Source organism: Yoonia sp. GPGPB17, assembly GCF_037892195.1.
Lineage (GTDB): Bacteria > Pseudomonadota > Alphaproteobacteria > Rhodobacterales > Rhodobacteraceae > Yoonia.
In genome coordinates this window covers 2,414,401-2,428,848 of the sequence record NZ_JATACI010000002.1, presented here as the reverse complement: position 1 = coordinate 2,428,848, position 14,448 = coordinate 2,414,401, and the positions used below count along the sequence as shown (strand labels likewise).

Genomic DNA, 14,448 nt, shown 5'->3' with positions numbered 1-14,448 from the left:
TTTGGTTCACTTACACGGCGCAGAACGTACGATTTGCGCCTGCGATCGGCGGCTTTAGGCCGATTGGCGGATCAGGCTTCCAGTGCTTTGATCATCTCGACCCGTGTACCATGCCGTCCGCCGCCGAAATCCGTAGTCAGGAACGCACCAACAATTTCAATTGCCTTTGCGTTATCAATCACACGTGCGCCCATCGCTAACATATTCGCATCATTGTGTTCGCGGGTCATCTGGGCCGAGAACACGTCGGAGCAGACACCACATCTAATGCCTTTGACCTTATTGGCGGCCATCATGATACCCTGACCTGTGCCACACAGGATTATACCGAACGCGCAGTCACCGTCCGCCACGCGACGCGCAGCTGCTTCGCCATGTGCGGGGTAATGCGTGCTTTCGGGCGTTGTAGGGCCGATGTCAATGGCTTCCCAACCCTTGGCCGTGATATGCGCCGCAATCTCCTGACGCATTTCGATGGCGGCGTGATCGCTTGAAAGCACAACGCGTTTGTTGGTGGTCATAGAGGTGTTCCTGTTTTTTGGACTTGGTCAGATGCCAAGCACATCCATCATGTCGTACTCGCCGGGGCTCTTGTCCTGTCCCCAAAGGGCGGCCTTCAGTGCGCCGCGCACGAAAATGGCGCGATCCGTTGCAAGGTGACGCAGCACAATCCGCTCGCCCGCCGCTGCGAACAACACGTCATGTTCGCCGACGATGTCGCCACCACGAATGGCGCTGAACCCGATGTCACCTTTCTTACGCGCACCCGTGATCCCGTCACGCCCCCGATCACTGACGTCTTTCAACGACACGCCGCGCCCTTCGGCGGCAGCCTCACCCAGCATCAGCGCGGTGCCTGACGGGGCGTCGACCTTTTGGTTGTGGTGCGCCTCGATCACCTCGATATCAAAGTCATCGTCCAACGCGGCGGCGACCTTTTTGGTGAGTTGCACCAGCAGGTTCACACCCAAAGACATGTTGCCCGCGCGCACGATTACGGCGTGGCGCGATGCGGCGTTGATGGCTTTCAGGTCATCGTCCGATAGCCCAGTCGTGCCAATCACATGCACCGCACGCGCCTGCGCTGCGAGGCCCGCAAAATCGACCGTCGCCGCTGGCGCAGTAAAGTCGATCACCGCCTGCGCCTTGGCAAAAACCTCAACTGCGTCGTCCGTCACGTTCACGCCGCATGGGTTGCCCACCCATCATGGTGCCGACATCCTGCCCGACCCAATCATGCCCGGATCGCTCTAGCACACCCACCAGACGGCATTTGTCTGATGCCAACACCAATTTAATCAGCATTTGCCCCATTCTGCCTGATCCACCCGTGATCACGATGCCTGGTGTGTCTGTCATGTCGCGTTTCCTCTTCTTGGCCCCTCCTTTAGCGCCGGATTGCCGCTGACGCAAAGCCTAGCTTGGCATCGTCTTCCGCAACGACTAAATGGGCGGTATGGCAAAGCAATCAAACCGAGACGGCAAGGCCCCTACCCAGCGCATGTTGCGCGTGGGCGAGGTGATCCGCCGGACCCTGTCCGAAGTCCTGCAACGTGGCGACGTGCATGACGATGACCTCGCGCGCATGTCCATCACGGTGGGCGAGGTGCGTATGACATCCGATCTGCGGATCGCGACGGCTTTTGTGTTGCCCCTTGGAGGGCAGGGCAAGGAAGAGGCATTAGAGGCTCTGCGCCGCAACAAACACGAAATTCGGCATTTGGTGGTCAAGGGTGGCACGATGAAATTCGCACCAGAGCTGCGGTTCGAAATTGACGGCACCTTTGATCAGATCGACGCTACCCGCGCGCTTTTGGCAGAGGATCATGTCCGTCAGGACCTAGACGACTGATGCGCTGGTTTTTCGCGGTGTTGCTGTTCTGGACTGCGCCAGCGGCGGCAGTGACCTGCGAGGATGTTGCGTATGCAGGCAACAGCTACACCGCTTGCACTGTGGATGTGACATCTGAAAACCTCAGCTTGTTTCACAAAGATGCTGACGGCACGGTCATCGGCAGCTTTGGCGGGATTGAGGATTTGCCGGAGGTGAACAGCCTGTCATTCGCAATGAACGCTGGCATGTACCACGATGATCGGTCCCCGGTTGGCCACTACATTGAGGATGGTGTGGAAACCATGCGGGTCATTCCGAACGCGGGGCCGGGCAACTTTGGGCTGCTGCCGAATGGCGTGTTCTGCATCAATGAAGACAGCGCGCTGGTCTACGAAACGCTGGACTATGTGGCCCGCGCGCCAACGTGCCGGGACGCGACACAGTCCGGCCCGATGCTCGTGATTGATGGGGCGCTGCATCCGCGGTTTTTGGTGGACAGCACGTCACGTTTTATCCGCAATGGGGTTGGGACCAGCGGGGATGGTGAGACAGCCGTTTTTGTGATTTCCAACGATGGCGTAACGTTCCATGAATTTGGCAGCTTCTTTCGTGATTATCTGAAAGTGCCGAATGCACTCTATTTCGACGGAAAAGTGTCACGGCTTTACGCCCGGGCCCAAGGGCGGAGCGACTTTGGGTTTCAGTCATTGGGGCCGATGGTTGCCGTGACGGAGTAGGGCATGGACGGTCGGATGATTGCGGTACCGACCCTTGAACCTTGGCCCGAACGGGAAACCAAATCTTTGTATAGGGTGGGTGATTTGCCGTTTTGAGCCCGTCTCGACAAATGGGTGCTATCCCTGAATGGCTGCAAACCGTCTCTGCGGATCGGCTCAACAAGTATGCTGAGTCCATACTGGATTGCGCCCAATGTGTTCTAACAGGAATCCATAAACAAACCCCCGCACTTGGCGTTGCCAGTATTATTCTGCCTTTGCGCCTTGCGGCAGGGGCCGCAGCCTCTGCCGATGTGCTCTCGGGTGGACATCTTCTGCTGGGCGTAGCGTCTGTGGATCGCCCATTCTATGTCGATCTTGTCGCCGTCGACGATGCTGCGGTCCGGCCTATTCACCTTGGCTTGAGGCTGCCACAAAAGTGGTCGGAGATGACATAGTCACCTGTCTTCGTTGGAAGGGGCAACTATGCTGTGGTTGATTGACGGCGAGTATGCACCAATTTTGGTGCTTTAGAACTTCCCGGTATTTCCCCAGTTTTCGCGGGGGCCAATCTCTTCTTCATTCATCCAATGCTCGACGATCAGCCCGTCTGCCACGCGGTACAGATCAAAAACGGCGATGTCTTTGCCGTGCGCATGGCGTTTTCCGTATGTTACCACGAAGTTGCCCTGCCCAATGATCTGGAACATCATCTCGTAGCGCCCCCCATCGGCCGACGCGAGCCAAGAAGCAAGACCCGCGCGGCCACTTGCAATTGTTGGCGCGTGCTGGATCAGGCCCTCGGCGACAAACGCGCCCAGTGTCCCATGATCACGCTGCTGAAGAACCTGCTTGGTATACTCGAGAACAAGCGCTTTGCTGGCCGCGCCATCCGCGGATTCATCAACGTCGGTTGCCCCGCGCACCATGTTTGCGCCAGACAGGGTCTTAGCTGTGTAAGGTGCGATGGTATCCCAGTGTTCCAGGATCAATCCGCTGGCATCGGTATAAAACATGTCCATTGTGACCCATTGTGCGGCCCCATCGTTCAGCGATTGATAGGCGTTGCAAAATACCCATGGCCCATCCTCAAAGATGCGGACAATCTCAATGTGACGTTTGGGGTTTCTGGCGACGAAGGGTTCGAAGAAAGCCAGGAAACCATCGGCGCCGTCACCCACACCGGTAGAGTGCTGCGTATAGCGGTGCCCGGTGTACTTCATCACGGCTTCACGCGCGTTCCCGCCCGCGATCCCTTCCAGATAGATACGGCGCACATTCTCCAGTCCCCGTCCCATAAGCAACCTCCTTTTTTGTGCGCGGCCTGCTGCCTGCGGGCCACAAGTTATGCTAGCATCTGTGATTATCAGCCACGAGCGCATTCATATCGCCGCTTGCCATGGCGCCGATAAGTGGCAGATCTGGTACTCAAAAAGCGTCCAGACCTGCCACTTGCGCGCTACTTACTGGCGCGCTTTGTTAGTATCACACCGTAACACTAGAAGCGCAGCCGCAAGACCGCCTGTAAGGTGTGCGCCGACAGATCGACATCGAATTCATGGTCTGCCGGATTTGCCTCGGTTGTCGTGGTGCTCAGTTCCGCGTCACCGTAGTCGTAGTAAGCATATTCCAGGCCGACGCTCAGATTGCCGCCGCCGAACTGCACATCTGGCAATTGATGCTCTACGCCAAAACCGATCGTATAGCCGAACACGGTATCACTAGCTTCGGCACAAGCGCCGGTCGCAGTGTCGCAGTCGGCCACAAGGTCAATCGTGCCGGGGTCAGGGTCCGCATCGTCCGCATCCCCGTTAGAGGCCCTGATGTCTGCCGCCGCAAGCCCCGCCAGACCGTAGAGAAGTGTGTTCTGCTCGGCACCAACAAGATATCCAACGCGACCCCTGATCGAGCCGAGGCCGCTTATCTCCGTCTCGTAGAACTCGCCGACGTTGTCGCTGGTATCGTTGACAGCACTAAACTGGTTCACGCCGTTTCCCGCCTTGGAAATCTCAGCCTCGGCACCGAACACGAGTGATCCACGCATCCAGTCGCGCCCCGCCCGTATGCCGACTAGCCCACCTTCGATCTCATCCAATTTGGTCGGTGCATCGAGGTCGAAGTTCTCAAAGCCGTCTTCGGTAATATTGTGCTGCCCTTCCGCGCTGATGCCGCCGAATTGCAGACCGGCATGCCAACCCTCCCAATTCTGGGCGTGTAGGGGCACTGCCATCGCGCAAAGGGAGATAGCCAAAAGAGGTGTTTTCAATTGCATTTTTAGGTCCGTTCTTTTCATCACTGATGTCACTAGAAGTCTCGCCCAAAACGACCATACGGCGTGTGAGGCACAGGCCATGGCGCTTGTGGGTCGGTAGCCACTTCTGCACGATCAACGAGGTCAAGTCGCTGGCTGTCCGACTGATCTGCGTCCGTGCCGACCGGGCCGGACAGTTTGGGAGCCGGGCAGAACGCTATTTAGGACATGACATCAAGAACGGCCAAACCGATCAAAGCATTACGCCATCGCATCCACGATGCGCTGGTGGAGGAGATGGCACATGCTTGGCGTTATATCTTTCGGTAACAAATGGTATGGTTGCCCAATGGGTCCGCCACGCGTAGGTGCCTTTATGGCACAACAGACTTCAGTCCAGCCGCACGCTTTCGCCGCTTTGCGTTTCTGCCGATGAAAAGCCAATCAAAGGCAGCCCATATCCTGAGAGCAGCGTAATGAGAACCGCAGCGGCGAGCCCTGCAAAAATTGCTTTCATGCGTGGTTCCTATTCCGCTGGGGTCGCGCTGGATTTGCGTTCTTCGGCCTGCAGTTCCTCAAGCCAGATCGAATGGTGTTGTTTGGCCCATGCTTCATCCACTTCGCCATGGGTCATGGCACCAGAGGCCCCTTCCATCCCGACCGAACCGATGTAGATATGCGCGATGATGATCGCCATCAGCAGGAATGCAAAGCCTGCGTGCAGTACCTGTGCGAGCTGCATTTCAGCATGCGGTGTGAGCGTTGCAGGCAGAGGAGCCCCGGTGAAGAGTTCAGCCAAACCAGTCGCGTTCAAAACGCCGAAGGCCCAGGCAAAGACCGGGATTTCAAAAGGAAAGATGAGCGACAGACCTGTCACTGAAATCAGCCCACCGAACACAATGCAGGACCAGAAGATGAGCTTTTGTCCCGCGTTGAATTTCTTGGCTGGCGGGTGCTTTGACCCGATGATGCCGCCAGCCTGAGCGAACCAGACAAGGTCCAGCCGGTTGGGGATGTTGTGCCAGACCCACATCACAAAAATCATCACCAGCGCCAGCATGAAAGCCCATGACACGTTGTTGTGTACGAAAATCCCAAAGCGCAGGATCACCGCATTTGCTTCGTGTCCGAAGACGGGCACGATGAAGAACCGCCCAAAAAGGATCAACAATCCGGTCAACCCTAACAGGATGAATGATCCGGCCAGCAGCCAATGGGCAAAGCGTTCGATGAATTTGAACCGCTGTACAGTGCGTCCGGCCAGCCCGCCATCCACGCCGATGCGGCCACGCAGGAAAAAAACACAATCAATGCACCAATAGTCCCCAGCAAGGCCCAGCCGCCATAGGTTGCCAATGGACCTTCGCGGAACTCAAGCCAACGCATGCCGGACGATTGCACCAGTGTTTCCGCCACACGGCCCCCGGCGGATACGGTGATATCGGCGCTGTCATAGCGCAATGCGCGCCAGACTTCGGCGTCCGAGACACCACCTAGAGACCCTAACTGGTCAGTCGTCGCTGCTGCCGCCTCAGGATCACCCGTTGCATCGCGCCGAAAGGCGTCATCCACCTCTTGGGCGGCTTGGCGGGCCATGATATCTTCCAAGGTCTGCGCGCCGCCTGTTTCAGCACGATCCTGTGCGGCCAAAGGGGCGGCCAGAAGCAGCATAACAAAAAGGGTCATGAGGCGTTTGATCAACATGAGGCAAATCCCAAATCATTTGAATTCTGTATGAAAGGGGCGCTCCTATGCGCCCCTTTCACAATGTCAGTCGGTGCTTAGGTATCGCGCCCGTCATAGGCGGTACCCCAACCCCATGCGCCAGACCCGAACCCGCGTGCAACGACACGCTCGCGGTAGATGTCAGACACTGTATCACCATCACCGGCCAGTAGCGCCTTGGTCGCACACATTTCAGCGCAGATCGGTAACTTGCCTTCTGCGATGCGGTTGCGCCCGTACTTCTGGAACTCGGCAGCGGAATGGTTTTCCTCTGGGCCACCGGCACAGAAGGTACATTTGTCCATCTTGCCGCGTGATCCAAAGCTGGCTGCCTGCGGGAACTGTGGTGCACCGAAAGGACACGCATAGAAGCAATACCCGCACCCAATGCACAGATCTTTGGAGTGCAAAACTACACCATCAGCGGTCTGATAGAAGCAATCCACCGGACAAACGGCCATGCATGGCGCATCCGAACAGTGCATACATGCCACCGAGATCGACCGTTCCCCGGGGGTACCATCGTCGATGGTGACCACCCGGCGGCGGTTGATGCCCCAAGGCACCTCGTGTTCGTTCTTACAGGCCGTGACACAGGCGTTGCATTCAATGCAGCGCTCGGCGTCACAAAGGAACTTTGCTCTTGCCATAATATGTCCTCCCTTACGCTGGCATGATTTTGCAGAGTGTGGCCTTGGTCTCCTGCATCTGCGTTACAGAGTCGTAGCCATAGGTCTGCGCTGTGTTGCACGATTCACCCAAGACGTAGGGGTCAGCACCGGCAGGGTATTTCGCTCGCCGATCCTCGCCCTGGAAATGGCCGCCAAAGTGGAAAGGCATGAAGGCTACGCCTTCGCCAACCCGCCGGGTGACCATCGCCTTGACCTTTACCTTACCGCCCTCGGGGCCTTCGACCCAGACGTCTGCGCCATCGCGCACGCCCAGATTGTTGGCGTCACGTGGGTGCATTTCCACGAACATGTCCTGCTGCAATTCCGCAAGCCATGGGTTCGATCGGGTCTCATCGCCGCCGCCCTCATATTCGACCAGACGGCCAGAGGTGAGGATGATGGGATAGTCCTGCGAGAAGTCGTTTTTCTGGATCGAAGCATACATGGTTGGCAAGCGATAGAACTTGCGGTCCTCGTATGTGGGGTAATCCGCGACCAGATCGCGCCAGCTTGTATAAAGCGGCTCGCGGTGCACAGGCACCGGATCGGGGAATGTCCAGACAACGGTTCGCGCCTTGGCATTACCGAAGGGCGCGCATTCATGCTTGATCGCAACCCGCTGGATTCCGCCAGAGAGGTCGGTTTTCCAGTTGGTATTCGGACCGGCAACGGCTTCGATTGACGCGCGCTCTTCTGCGGTCAAATCGCCATCCCACCCCAGATCCATCAGCATCTGCATGGTAAATTCGGGGTAGCCATCCTGAATTTCGGAGTTTTTGGAGTAAACTCCTTCGGCCAGCAGGTTTTCACCGTCACGTTCCACGCCAAAGCGGGCGCGGAAGGTCAAACCACCTTCAGAGACAGGCTTGGACATGTCGTAAAGGTTCGGCGTGCCGGGATGGTTCATCTCGGGCGTACCCCAGCTTGGCCAAGGCATACCGTAATAATCCCCGTCGGCCGGTCCACCAACCGCCTGCAACGTTGTGCGATCAAAGGTGTGCTGGTTGGCCATGTGCTTCTTGATCCGCTCGGGGCTTTGACCCGTGTAGCCGATCGTCCACATACCGCGGTTGATCTCGCGCAGCGTGTCCTCGGGATCAGGCGTCAGGCCGTCATCCTCAAGGGCGATGTTGCGGAAGATACGCTCGTGAAAGCCGAACTTTTTGGAGAACAGCGCGATGATTTCCTGGTCTGTCTTTGCCTCAAACAAAGGATCAACGACCTGTTCGCGCCACTGCAATGACCGGTTCGATGCCGTGACAGAACCACGGGTTTCAAACTGTGTCGTGGCCGGGATCAGATAGGTGTTGTCTGGCCGATCCTGCATGACAGCTGACACCGTTGGGAAGGGATCAATCACGACAAGCATGTCGAGCTTTTCCATCGCTTCTTTCATCTCGACCTGACGAGTCTGAGAGTTTGGCGCGTGGCCCCAAAGCACCATGGCCCGGACGTTTTCGTTCTGGTCCATGTTGTCTTTGTCTTCCAGAACGCCGTCGATCCAGCGCGATACCGGAATACCGGTCAGGTTCTGCAATGACTTTGTGCTGCCATCAGCGGACTGCAAGCTATCAAAGCGACCGGCCAGCCATTCAGGGTCTTCTTCCCAAACGCGGGCCCAATGCGCCCATGCACCAGCACTTAAGCCATAGTAGCCTGGCAATGTGTGCGACAGAACGCCAAGATCGGTTGCACCTTGCACGTTGTCGTGGCCACGGAAGATGTTTGTGCCACCCCCGCTAACGCCCATGTTGCCCAAAGCAAGCTGCAACACACAGTAGGCGCGGGTGTTGTTGTTACCGTTGGTGTGCTGTGTGCCACCCATGCACCAGATGACAGTGCCGGGACGATTATCAGCCAAGGTACGGGCCACACGCTCAAGCTGGCTGCCGGGCGTACCGGTTACACGCTCAACCTCTTCAGGTGTCCACTTGGCGACCTCTTCCTTGATCTGGTCCATGCCCCATACGCGGGTGCGGATGAACTCATCATCCTGCCAGTTGTTCTCAAGGATGTGCCAGAGGATACCCCAGACAAGGGCGACATCCGTACCGGGCCGGAAGCGCACATACTCATCCGCATGCGCCGCTGTCCGCGTAAAGCGGGGGTCACATACGATAACGGGTGCGTTGTTGCGTTCTTTGGCACGCAAGATGTGCATCATGGAAATCGGATGCGCCTCTGCGGCGTTGGATCCGATCATGAAGATCGCCTTGGAATTGTGGATGTCGTTGTAGCTGTTGGTCATGGCGCCGTAGCCCCATGTGTTTGCCACACCAGCCACAGTGGTCGAGTGACAAATCCGTGCCTGGTGGTCGACATTGTTCGTGCCCCAGTAGGCAGCAAACTTGCGGAACAGATAGGCCTGTTCGTTGCTGTGCTTGGCCGACCCCAACCAATAAACGCTGTCAGGGCCGCTTTCTTCGCGGATTTGCAACATCTTGTCGCCGACTTCGTCGATCACCTGATCCCAAGAGATGCGAACCCACTCGCCATTCTCTTTCTTCATGGGGTACTTGAGGCGGCGTTCACCATGGGCGTGTTCACGTACGGCGGCCCCTTTGGCGCAATGGGCGCCCAGGTTGAACGGGCTGTCCATGCCGGGCTCTTGGCCGACCCAGACACCGTTAGACACCTCTGCAATGACCGAACAGCCCACTGAACAGTGGGTGCAAACGGTCTTTCTCAATTCAATGTTTCCGCTTACAGCGGCTGTCGCGGCATCAGCACGGGTCACCGTGCCGCCGGTCGCGGCAATCGCGGCCATGCCACCAATGGCAAGGCCAGAACCGCGCAGAAATCCGCGGCGGTCTACCGAAGCGTTTGCTGCCTCGGTCAGGATCGAAGTCCGTTGGGAGCGTCGCGCAACCCCGTTGGTCTTTTTCCTAAGCATGTTTCTCTCCTCCCCGTATCAACGCAAACAGCGTTTGCACGTCATGGGTCTGTTGGTTTTGCATCAAGGCAGTCGGGCGTCACGCAACCAGTCGCCAGATGCAGTTGATCCGCGCACCCAAACAAGGGTCACGGCAAACGGCGTCAGACTAAAATCGGGCGGCGTCGTAATATGCGCGGGTCTGCGCGGTGTCTTGTATCGTATCATCCGAAAGGTCGGCGACAGATGCCGCAGCCGGGTCCGCGCCGGTTGCAACGACAGCGGCGGCCAATGGCGCGGCTGTCATAGACAATTTGAGAAAATCACGGCGGCTTTCGCTGCGTTTTTCGCTGGATGGGTGAGTCATAGATAACTCTCCTTTCTTGCGTGGCGGTGACCGCCGGTGAACCAAACACACCCCCTTAAGGGCGCGTTCGGGATTTGGTTACGCCTGCCCGCTCATGCGGAAGGCTTCGACCTCGACCTCGATAAAGGTGCGGCCAACAGTGCCGACAGGCGCATAGAAGACAGAGCCTTCTGCCGCCTCTAGATCGGCAAAAAACACGCGGGCCCATGGGGCGATATGCGCGTTAAAGAACGTCCGTTGCTCCGATAGGGGCGCGGGCTGACCAAAACGACCAACAATCATCGCCGCCATGATCTCCATCAAAGAAGCGATGTTATCTTCGGGTTCGAACACATTCTCAGAGCGGGTCAAACCAAGGCGGGACATATCCAGGCGCAGTGTCGCCAATGGTTTTTCATTGAGAAAACCGGTCATGTAGTAGCTGGCGTAGGGCAAGAGTTCGCCGCGCCCGATTCCGATAAACAGATTGTTGAACTCGCGTTCGACCATCTCGGGTTTGCTCAGCTTGGCAAGCTTGGCCAACGTGGCAATAGCCTGCCCCAGATCTGTATAATCACCCGATAGGCTGGCCACCTGAGCCAGCATCATCTCATCGGGTGGCGATGACAGGATGACCCCTAAGAAGTTATAAAGATCAGCGCGCTGGCGATCTTCAGTCGGGATCTGAATGTCGGTCGCCACGTTCATGCGGTTCCTTCCGGTGTGGTCTCAAAGGCAAATGTCATACGACGACGAAGTGGCGTAACGGCTGCTTCGTCAGGCTCATCCGTGTGCGTTTCCAGAAAAGAGGTGTGCGCCAATTCTGGCAGCTCCTCGTCGTCATCCGCGACGTCCGGTAACGTCACTGTTTCCGGCTCGGGCGGCTGCGCTATCGCCTCGATCCGGGCGATCATGCCCTTGCCGACTTGATAAGCCGTTTGCAGGTTTTCAACGACTGTTGCGCTGTTGGTAAAGTCTTCGCCGTAATCAACAAGGCCGTCCAGATTGGCGAGCATCGGATTGATGCGCCAAAGCTGGCGTAGCGCCCGCGTCTTGATGCGTTGTGGCACGGCCTGTGTCAGGAACGCGCGGATTCTATCGGGGTCTTCAACCTCTTCTGGCATGGGCAAATCCAGCTCGGCCAGAATCTCTTCATCGCTGCGCTCAGCCAGGTCAGCTTCGCGTTCGGCGGCGCGAACCTCCTCCGCTTCAACCGCAACAGCCGCGCGGCGACGATCCCAGAAGCTCGCTTTGGTCATTGCAGGCGCTCCCTTTGGCGGCGGGGCGACGCGTAAACATCAGGTCCGCGGCTGACACGGGCGTCACCGATTCCATCCTGCTTCAGATCAATCCGCTTTTTGTCGCGCTTGCGCTTGATGAAGGTTTCTTCCTGATGATGTTTCTCGACAAAGTCCTCTACCCAGGCACGCAAGGCAGGTGGCATGGATACTTTTTCGATAATCTCCTCACCACTGTCGGCATAGTCCTGCGCCTCGTAGGGCGAAACCGTCAAGAGGACGAGGTCAAGGGGTGCATCACCCACGCCTTCGCGCAAAATGATATAGACGCTGGGGTCCTTGGCATGCAGGCCATGCAGATAGGCGTCGGTGTCCGCGCGGTGCAACTCAAGGTTCAGTGTGCCCGCATGATATTCGGTGGTCTCACCATCGCGGCGCATTTCAACCCAGTGTGCGGGTTGCGCTCCAGGAAGCACCGCACGTGCCGTCCAAGACCACTTTGCCCAAGGCGTGACACCCGGTGCCCGTTGCATCACAACACCCACCGGAAGAACGTCATATCTGTTGGTTACGTGGATCAAAAGTTACCCCCCGTAAACTGTATACTATTGTATGAAAAATCGTTGACGCAACGGAAGATCGTACTAGCGCGACCATTTGTGTCGCAATTTGTATCAACGCACTGATATCGCAGCAGAGTTTCTTAATCTGATGAAAAGACTAGGTTTTTACTGCATCTGCAAAGAAAATCGGGCGGGCTATTCCGCCGCACCATGTTGCGATTGTCGTTGCAAACCGAATGTGTGTAGGGTGAGCAAATTGTCGCGCCAATCCGCAGGGAGGGGGGATCTGATGGCTGAAAAAGTGATGATCTGTCCATGTTCCGGTCTGCAACCTGCGCATACAGAAAAGCTGACCAAAGCTACGGGTGCCGAGATCAAAATCGCCTCGTCCGCACTTTGTGATATTGACACATCTATGGCGGTAAAGGCGCTGGCGCAGGACCACGCGCTGTGGTGCTGCCAACAGGATGCCGACCACCTAGACGCGATGGCCGACGATTTGGAACTGGCCGCCCCGGCCGTGCTCGACCTGAATATGGCGACTGGATGGACAGGTGAGGGCACCGCGCCTTTACCGAAACTTGCCGCTGCTATCGCAGAAGCGCTCTTGCCCGCCCCTGCCGCCAAGACATTGGACGTTGTGTCCGAAGGCATGTGTCTGATCTTCGGCCCCGAAGAGGTGACATTGCCAGTGGCCGAACAGTTGGCCCCCTATCTCAGCGTCACATTGCTCTTGCCGCCGGGTGCCGATTTGCCTGACATCTCCGGGATTGATGTGATTGCGGGACAGCTGCGCCGCGCCACGGGCGCTTTGGGGCAGTTCAATGTTGTGATTGATGCGCTGCAACAGCCCTTGCCTGACTATCACTGGTCCAAAGCCCGCGATGGGGGGCAATCTGCCTGCGATATCTTGCTGGACCTCAGCGGCGGAACGCCACTGTTCTCTGCACATGAAAAACGCGAAGGCTATTTGCGCGCGGATCCGTCACATGCGCCCGCGGTCGCGGCTGCTGTGCTTGCAGCATCGCATCTGATGGGGACGTTTGAGAAGCCGCTCTATGTGCAGACCGCGCCACTCCTCTGCGCGCATTCGCGGGCGGGCCAAACCGGTTGCACCACCTGTCTCGATCTTTGCCCCACGGGTGCGATTAGCCCGGACGGCGATCACGTTAGTGTCGACCCGATGATCTGTGCAGGTTGCGGCGCCTGTTCGGCGGCCTGTCCCTCAGGGGCGATCAGCTATGATGCACCGCCAGTGGATTTGACACTGCGACGGGTTCAAACACTGGCCCGGACAGTCCGCGAGGCCGGGGGAATGACGCCGCATCTGTTGGTTCATGACGCCCACGGCAGTCAGCTGATCCGCCTTGCCACCCGGCATTTCAGCGGTCTGCCTGATGACGTAGTGCCAATGGCACTGCCTGCCGTCGGTGCCTTTGGCCATGCAGAGGCACTGGCGGGTCTGGCTGCTGGTTTCGCCGCTATCACGATACTACCCGGACCCGGCGCTGACCGCGACGCGTTGCAAGCGCAAATCGCGCTGGCGCAGGCAATGGGCGGTGGTGCACCGGTAGCTCTGGCCGACACTACCGATCCAGAAGCTTTGGCGGACATCTTATCCACCGGGCCAGCCTCAACCACTGCTCCGATCCGCCCGATGGGCAGCCGCCGTCAGGTTGCCCGCCAAGCCGCACGCGCACTGAACCCGGACGCCACCGCATTGGAGCTGCCCGAAGGAGCGCCCTATGGCACGATCCTTGTGAACACCGATAACTGCACCCTGTGCCTGTCCTGTGTGTCGCTGTGCCCATCGGGTGCTTTGGGCGACAACCCGGACAAGCCGCAACTGCGCTTTCAGGAGGATGCTTGCCTGCAATGCGGCCTGTGCGTGCAAATATGCCCGGAAGACGCCATCACCCTGTCCCCGCGCCTTGACCTGACTGATGCAGCGTTGAACCAGACGGTTCTGAATGAAGAAGAGCCCTTTGCCTGCGTCGAGTGCGGCGCGCTTTTCGGGTCAAAGTCTACCATTGACCGGATCACCGAAAAGCTGACCGGCCATTCCATGTTCGCCGATGAAAGCAAACTGCGGATGATCCAGATGTGTGATGACTGCCGCATCGTCGCGCAGGTCCACAGCGCCGATCAACCGTTGCAAGGGGGCGAACGCCCACGCCCGCGCACCACAGATGATTATCTGTCAAAGCGGCGTGACCACTAATACCAAAGGGA

The 14,448-nt window shown here is 57.8% G+C and carries 14 protein-coding genes and 2 pseudogenes; 4 read left to right on the top strand and 12 right to left on the bottom strand.

Features of this window, described 5'->3' with window-relative positions:
* Nucleotides 1-71: 71 nt before the first annotated feature.
* Together rpiB and dapB are read right to left on the bottom strand one after the other, a co-directional pair.
* The gene (gene rpiB, locus QTO30_RS13060; protein ID WP_340424532.1) at nucleotides 72-521 is read right to left on the bottom strand and encodes a ribose 5-phosphate isomerase B; all 450 of its coding nucleotides are present in this window, start codon (nucleotides 519-521) and stop codon (nucleotides 72-74) included.
* 27 nt (nucleotides 522-548) lie between these two features.
* Nucleotides 549-1,359, bottom strand: a pseudogene (dapB, locus tag QTO30_RS13055) (4-hydroxy-tetrahydrodipicolinate reductase).
* A 97-nt stretch (nucleotides 1,360-1,456) separates the two neighbouring features.
* Here dapB and rbfA point away from each other — a divergent pair.
* The 3 genes from rbfA to QTO30_RS22105 all read left to right on the top strand — a co-directional run bounded on the left by rbfA (nucleotide 1,457) and on the right by QTO30_RS22105 (nucleotide 3,008).
* Nucleotides 1,457-1,852 (top strand): 30S ribosome-binding factor RbfA, encoded by a 396-nt coding sequence (gene rbfA / locus QTO30_RS13050; protein WP_340424531.1) that lies wholly within the window; start codon nucleotides 1,457-1,459, stop codon nucleotides 1,850-1,852.
* On the top strand, nucleotides 1,852-2,571 hold the full coding sequence (locus tag QTO30_RS13045) for a phosphodiester glycosidase family protein (RefSeq protein WP_340424530.1): 720 nt from the start codon (nucleotides 1,852-1,854) through the stop codon (nucleotides 2,569-2,571). Before rbfA ends, QTO30_RS13045 begins: the two co-directional genes overlap by 1 nt.
* A gap of 110 nt (nucleotides 2,572-2,681) precedes the next feature.
* Nucleotides 2,682-3,008 (top strand): hypothetical protein, encoded by a 327-nt coding sequence (locus QTO30_RS22105; protein WP_445327149.1) that lies wholly within the window; start codon nucleotides 2,682-2,684, stop codon nucleotides 3,006-3,008.
* A 72-nt stretch (nucleotides 3,009-3,080) separates the two neighbouring features.
* Here QTO30_RS22105 and QTO30_RS13035 read toward each other — a convergent pair whose 3' ends face one another.
* The 10 genes and pseudogenes from QTO30_RS13035 to QTO30_RS12990 all read right to left on the bottom strand — a co-directional run bounded on the left by QTO30_RS13035 (nucleotide 3,081) and on the right by QTO30_RS12990 (nucleotide 12,231).
* A complete protein-coding gene (locus tag QTO30_RS13035; RefSeq protein ID WP_340424529.1) occupies nucleotides 3,081-3,848 on the bottom strand; it encodes a nuclear transport factor 2 family protein in 768 nt (255 codons plus the stop codon).
* A gap of 200 nt (nucleotides 3,849-4,048) precedes the next feature.
* Nucleotides 4,049-4,822 (bottom strand): outer membrane protein, encoded by a 774-nt coding sequence (locus tag QTO30_RS13030; RefSeq protein ID WP_340424527.1) that lies wholly within the window; start codon nucleotides 4,820-4,822, stop codon nucleotides 4,049-4,051.
* A 370-nt stretch (nucleotides 4,823-5,192) separates the two neighbouring features.
* A complete protein-coding gene (locus QTO30_RS13025; protein ID WP_340424526.1) occupies nucleotides 5,193-5,318 on the bottom strand; it encodes a hypothetical protein in 126 nt (41 codons plus the stop codon).
* Nucleotides 5,319-5,327: 9 nt separating this feature from the next.
* Nucleotides 5,328-6,505, bottom strand: a pseudogene (locus QTO30_RS13020) (formate dehydrogenase subunit gamma).
* Nucleotides 6,506-6,582: 77 nt separating this feature from the next.
* Nucleotides 6,583-7,176 (bottom strand): formate dehydrogenase FDH3 subunit beta, encoded by a 594-nt coding sequence (fdh3B, locus tag QTO30_RS13015; RefSeq protein WP_340424525.1) that lies wholly within the window; start codon nucleotides 7,174-7,176, stop codon nucleotides 6,583-6,585.
* Nucleotides 7,177-7,189: 13 nt separating this feature from the next.
* The gene (locus tag QTO30_RS13010; RefSeq protein ID WP_340424524.1) at nucleotides 7,190-10,090 is read right to left on the bottom strand and encodes a formate dehydrogenase subunit alpha; all 2,901 of its coding nucleotides are present in this window, start codon (nucleotides 10,088-10,090) and stop codon (nucleotides 7,190-7,192) included.
* Nucleotides 10,091-10,238: 148 nt separating this feature from the next.
* Nucleotides 10,239-10,436, bottom strand: coding sequence for a twin-arginine translocation signal domain-containing protein (locus tag QTO30_RS13005; protein ID WP_340424523.1), 198 nt, complete (start codon nucleotides 10,434-10,436; stop codon nucleotides 10,239-10,241).
* A gap of 78 nt (nucleotides 10,437-10,514) precedes the next feature.
* Nucleotides 10,515-11,123, bottom strand: a complete 609-nt coding sequence (locus QTO30_RS13000) for a TorD/DmsD family molecular chaperone (RefSeq protein ID WP_340424522.1) — start codon at nucleotides 11,121-11,123, stop codon at nucleotides 10,515-10,517.
* On the bottom strand, nucleotides 11,120-11,674 hold the full coding sequence (locus QTO30_RS12995; protein ID WP_340424521.1) for a DUF3306 domain-containing protein: 555 nt from the start codon (nucleotides 11,672-11,674) through the stop codon (nucleotides 11,120-11,122). The genes QTO30_RS13000 and QTO30_RS12995 overlap by 4 nt, the downstream gene beginning before the upstream one ends.
* Complete coding sequence (locus QTO30_RS12990; RefSeq protein ID WP_445327192.1) at nucleotides 11,671-12,231, bottom strand: DUF3305 domain-containing protein; 561 nt, start codon at nucleotides 12,229-12,231, stop codon at nucleotides 11,671-11,673. Before QTO30_RS12990 ends, QTO30_RS12995 begins: the two co-directional genes overlap by 4 nt.
* Nucleotides 12,232-12,505: 274 nt before the next feature.
* On the opposite strand from QTO30_RS12990, the gene QTO30_RS12985 reads away from it, so the two are divergent.
* A complete protein-coding gene (locus QTO30_RS12985; protein ID WP_340424519.1) occupies nucleotides 12,506-14,437 on the top strand; it encodes a 4Fe-4S binding protein in 1,932 nt (643 codons plus the stop codon).
* Nucleotides 14,438-14,448 lie beyond the last annotated feature (11 nt).

What these genes read in the sequence shown, in the direction of transcription:
- QTO30_RS13010 (WP_340424524.1), bottom strand. Translation starts at nt 10,090, where the DNA reads ATGCTTAGGAAAAAGACCAACGGGGTTGCGCGACGCTCCCAACGGACT.
- rpiB (WP_340424532.1), bottom strand. Translation starts at nt 521, where the DNA reads ATGACCACCAACAAACGCGTTGTGCTTTCAAGCGATCACGCCGCCATC.
- QTO30_RS13005 (WP_340424523.1), bottom strand. Translation starts at nt 10,436, where the DNA reads ATGACTCACCCATCCAGCGAAAAACGCAGCGAAAGCCGCCGTGATTTT.
- QTO30_RS13025 (WP_340424526.1), bottom strand. Translation starts at nt 5,318, where the DNA reads ATGAAAGCAATTTTTGCAGGGCTCGCCGCTGCGGTTCTCATTACGCTG.
- QTO30_RS13035 (WP_340424529.1), bottom strand. Translation starts at nt 3,848, where the DNA reads ATGGGACGGGGACTGGAGAATGTGCGCCGTATCTATCTGGAAGGGATC.
- QTO30_RS12985 (WP_340424519.1), top strand. Translation starts at nt 12,506, where the DNA reads ATGGCTGAAAAAGTGATGATCTGTCCATGTTCCGGTCTGCAACCTGCG.
- fdh3B (WP_340424525.1), bottom strand. Translation starts at nt 7,176, where the DNA reads ATGGCAAGAGCAAAGTTCCTTTGTGACGCCGAGCGCTGCATTGAATGC.
- rbfA (WP_340424531.1), top strand. Translation starts at nt 1,457, where the DNA reads ATGGCAAAGCAATCAAACCGAGACGGCAAGGCCCCTACCCAGCGCATG.
- QTO30_RS13000 (WP_340424522.1), bottom strand. Translation starts at nt 11,123, where the DNA reads ATGAACGTGGCGACCGACATTCAGATCCCGACTGAAGATCGCCAGCGC.
- QTO30_RS13030 (WP_340424527.1), bottom strand. Translation starts at nt 4,822, where the DNA reads ATGCAATTGAAAACACCTCTTTTGGCTATCTCCCTTTGCGCGATGGCA.
- QTO30_RS22105 (WP_445327149.1), top strand. Translation starts at nt 2,682, where the DNA reads ATGGGTGCTATCCCTGAATGGCTGCAAACCGTCTCTGCGGATCGGCTC.
- QTO30_RS12995 (WP_340424521.1), bottom strand. Translation starts at nt 11,674, where the DNA reads ATGACCAAAGCGAGCTTCTGGGATCGTCGCCGCGCGGCTGTTGCGGTT.
- QTO30_RS13045 (WP_340424530.1), top strand. Translation starts at nt 1,852, where the DNA reads ATGCGCTGGTTTTTCGCGGTGTTGCTGTTCTGGACTGCGCCAGCGGCG.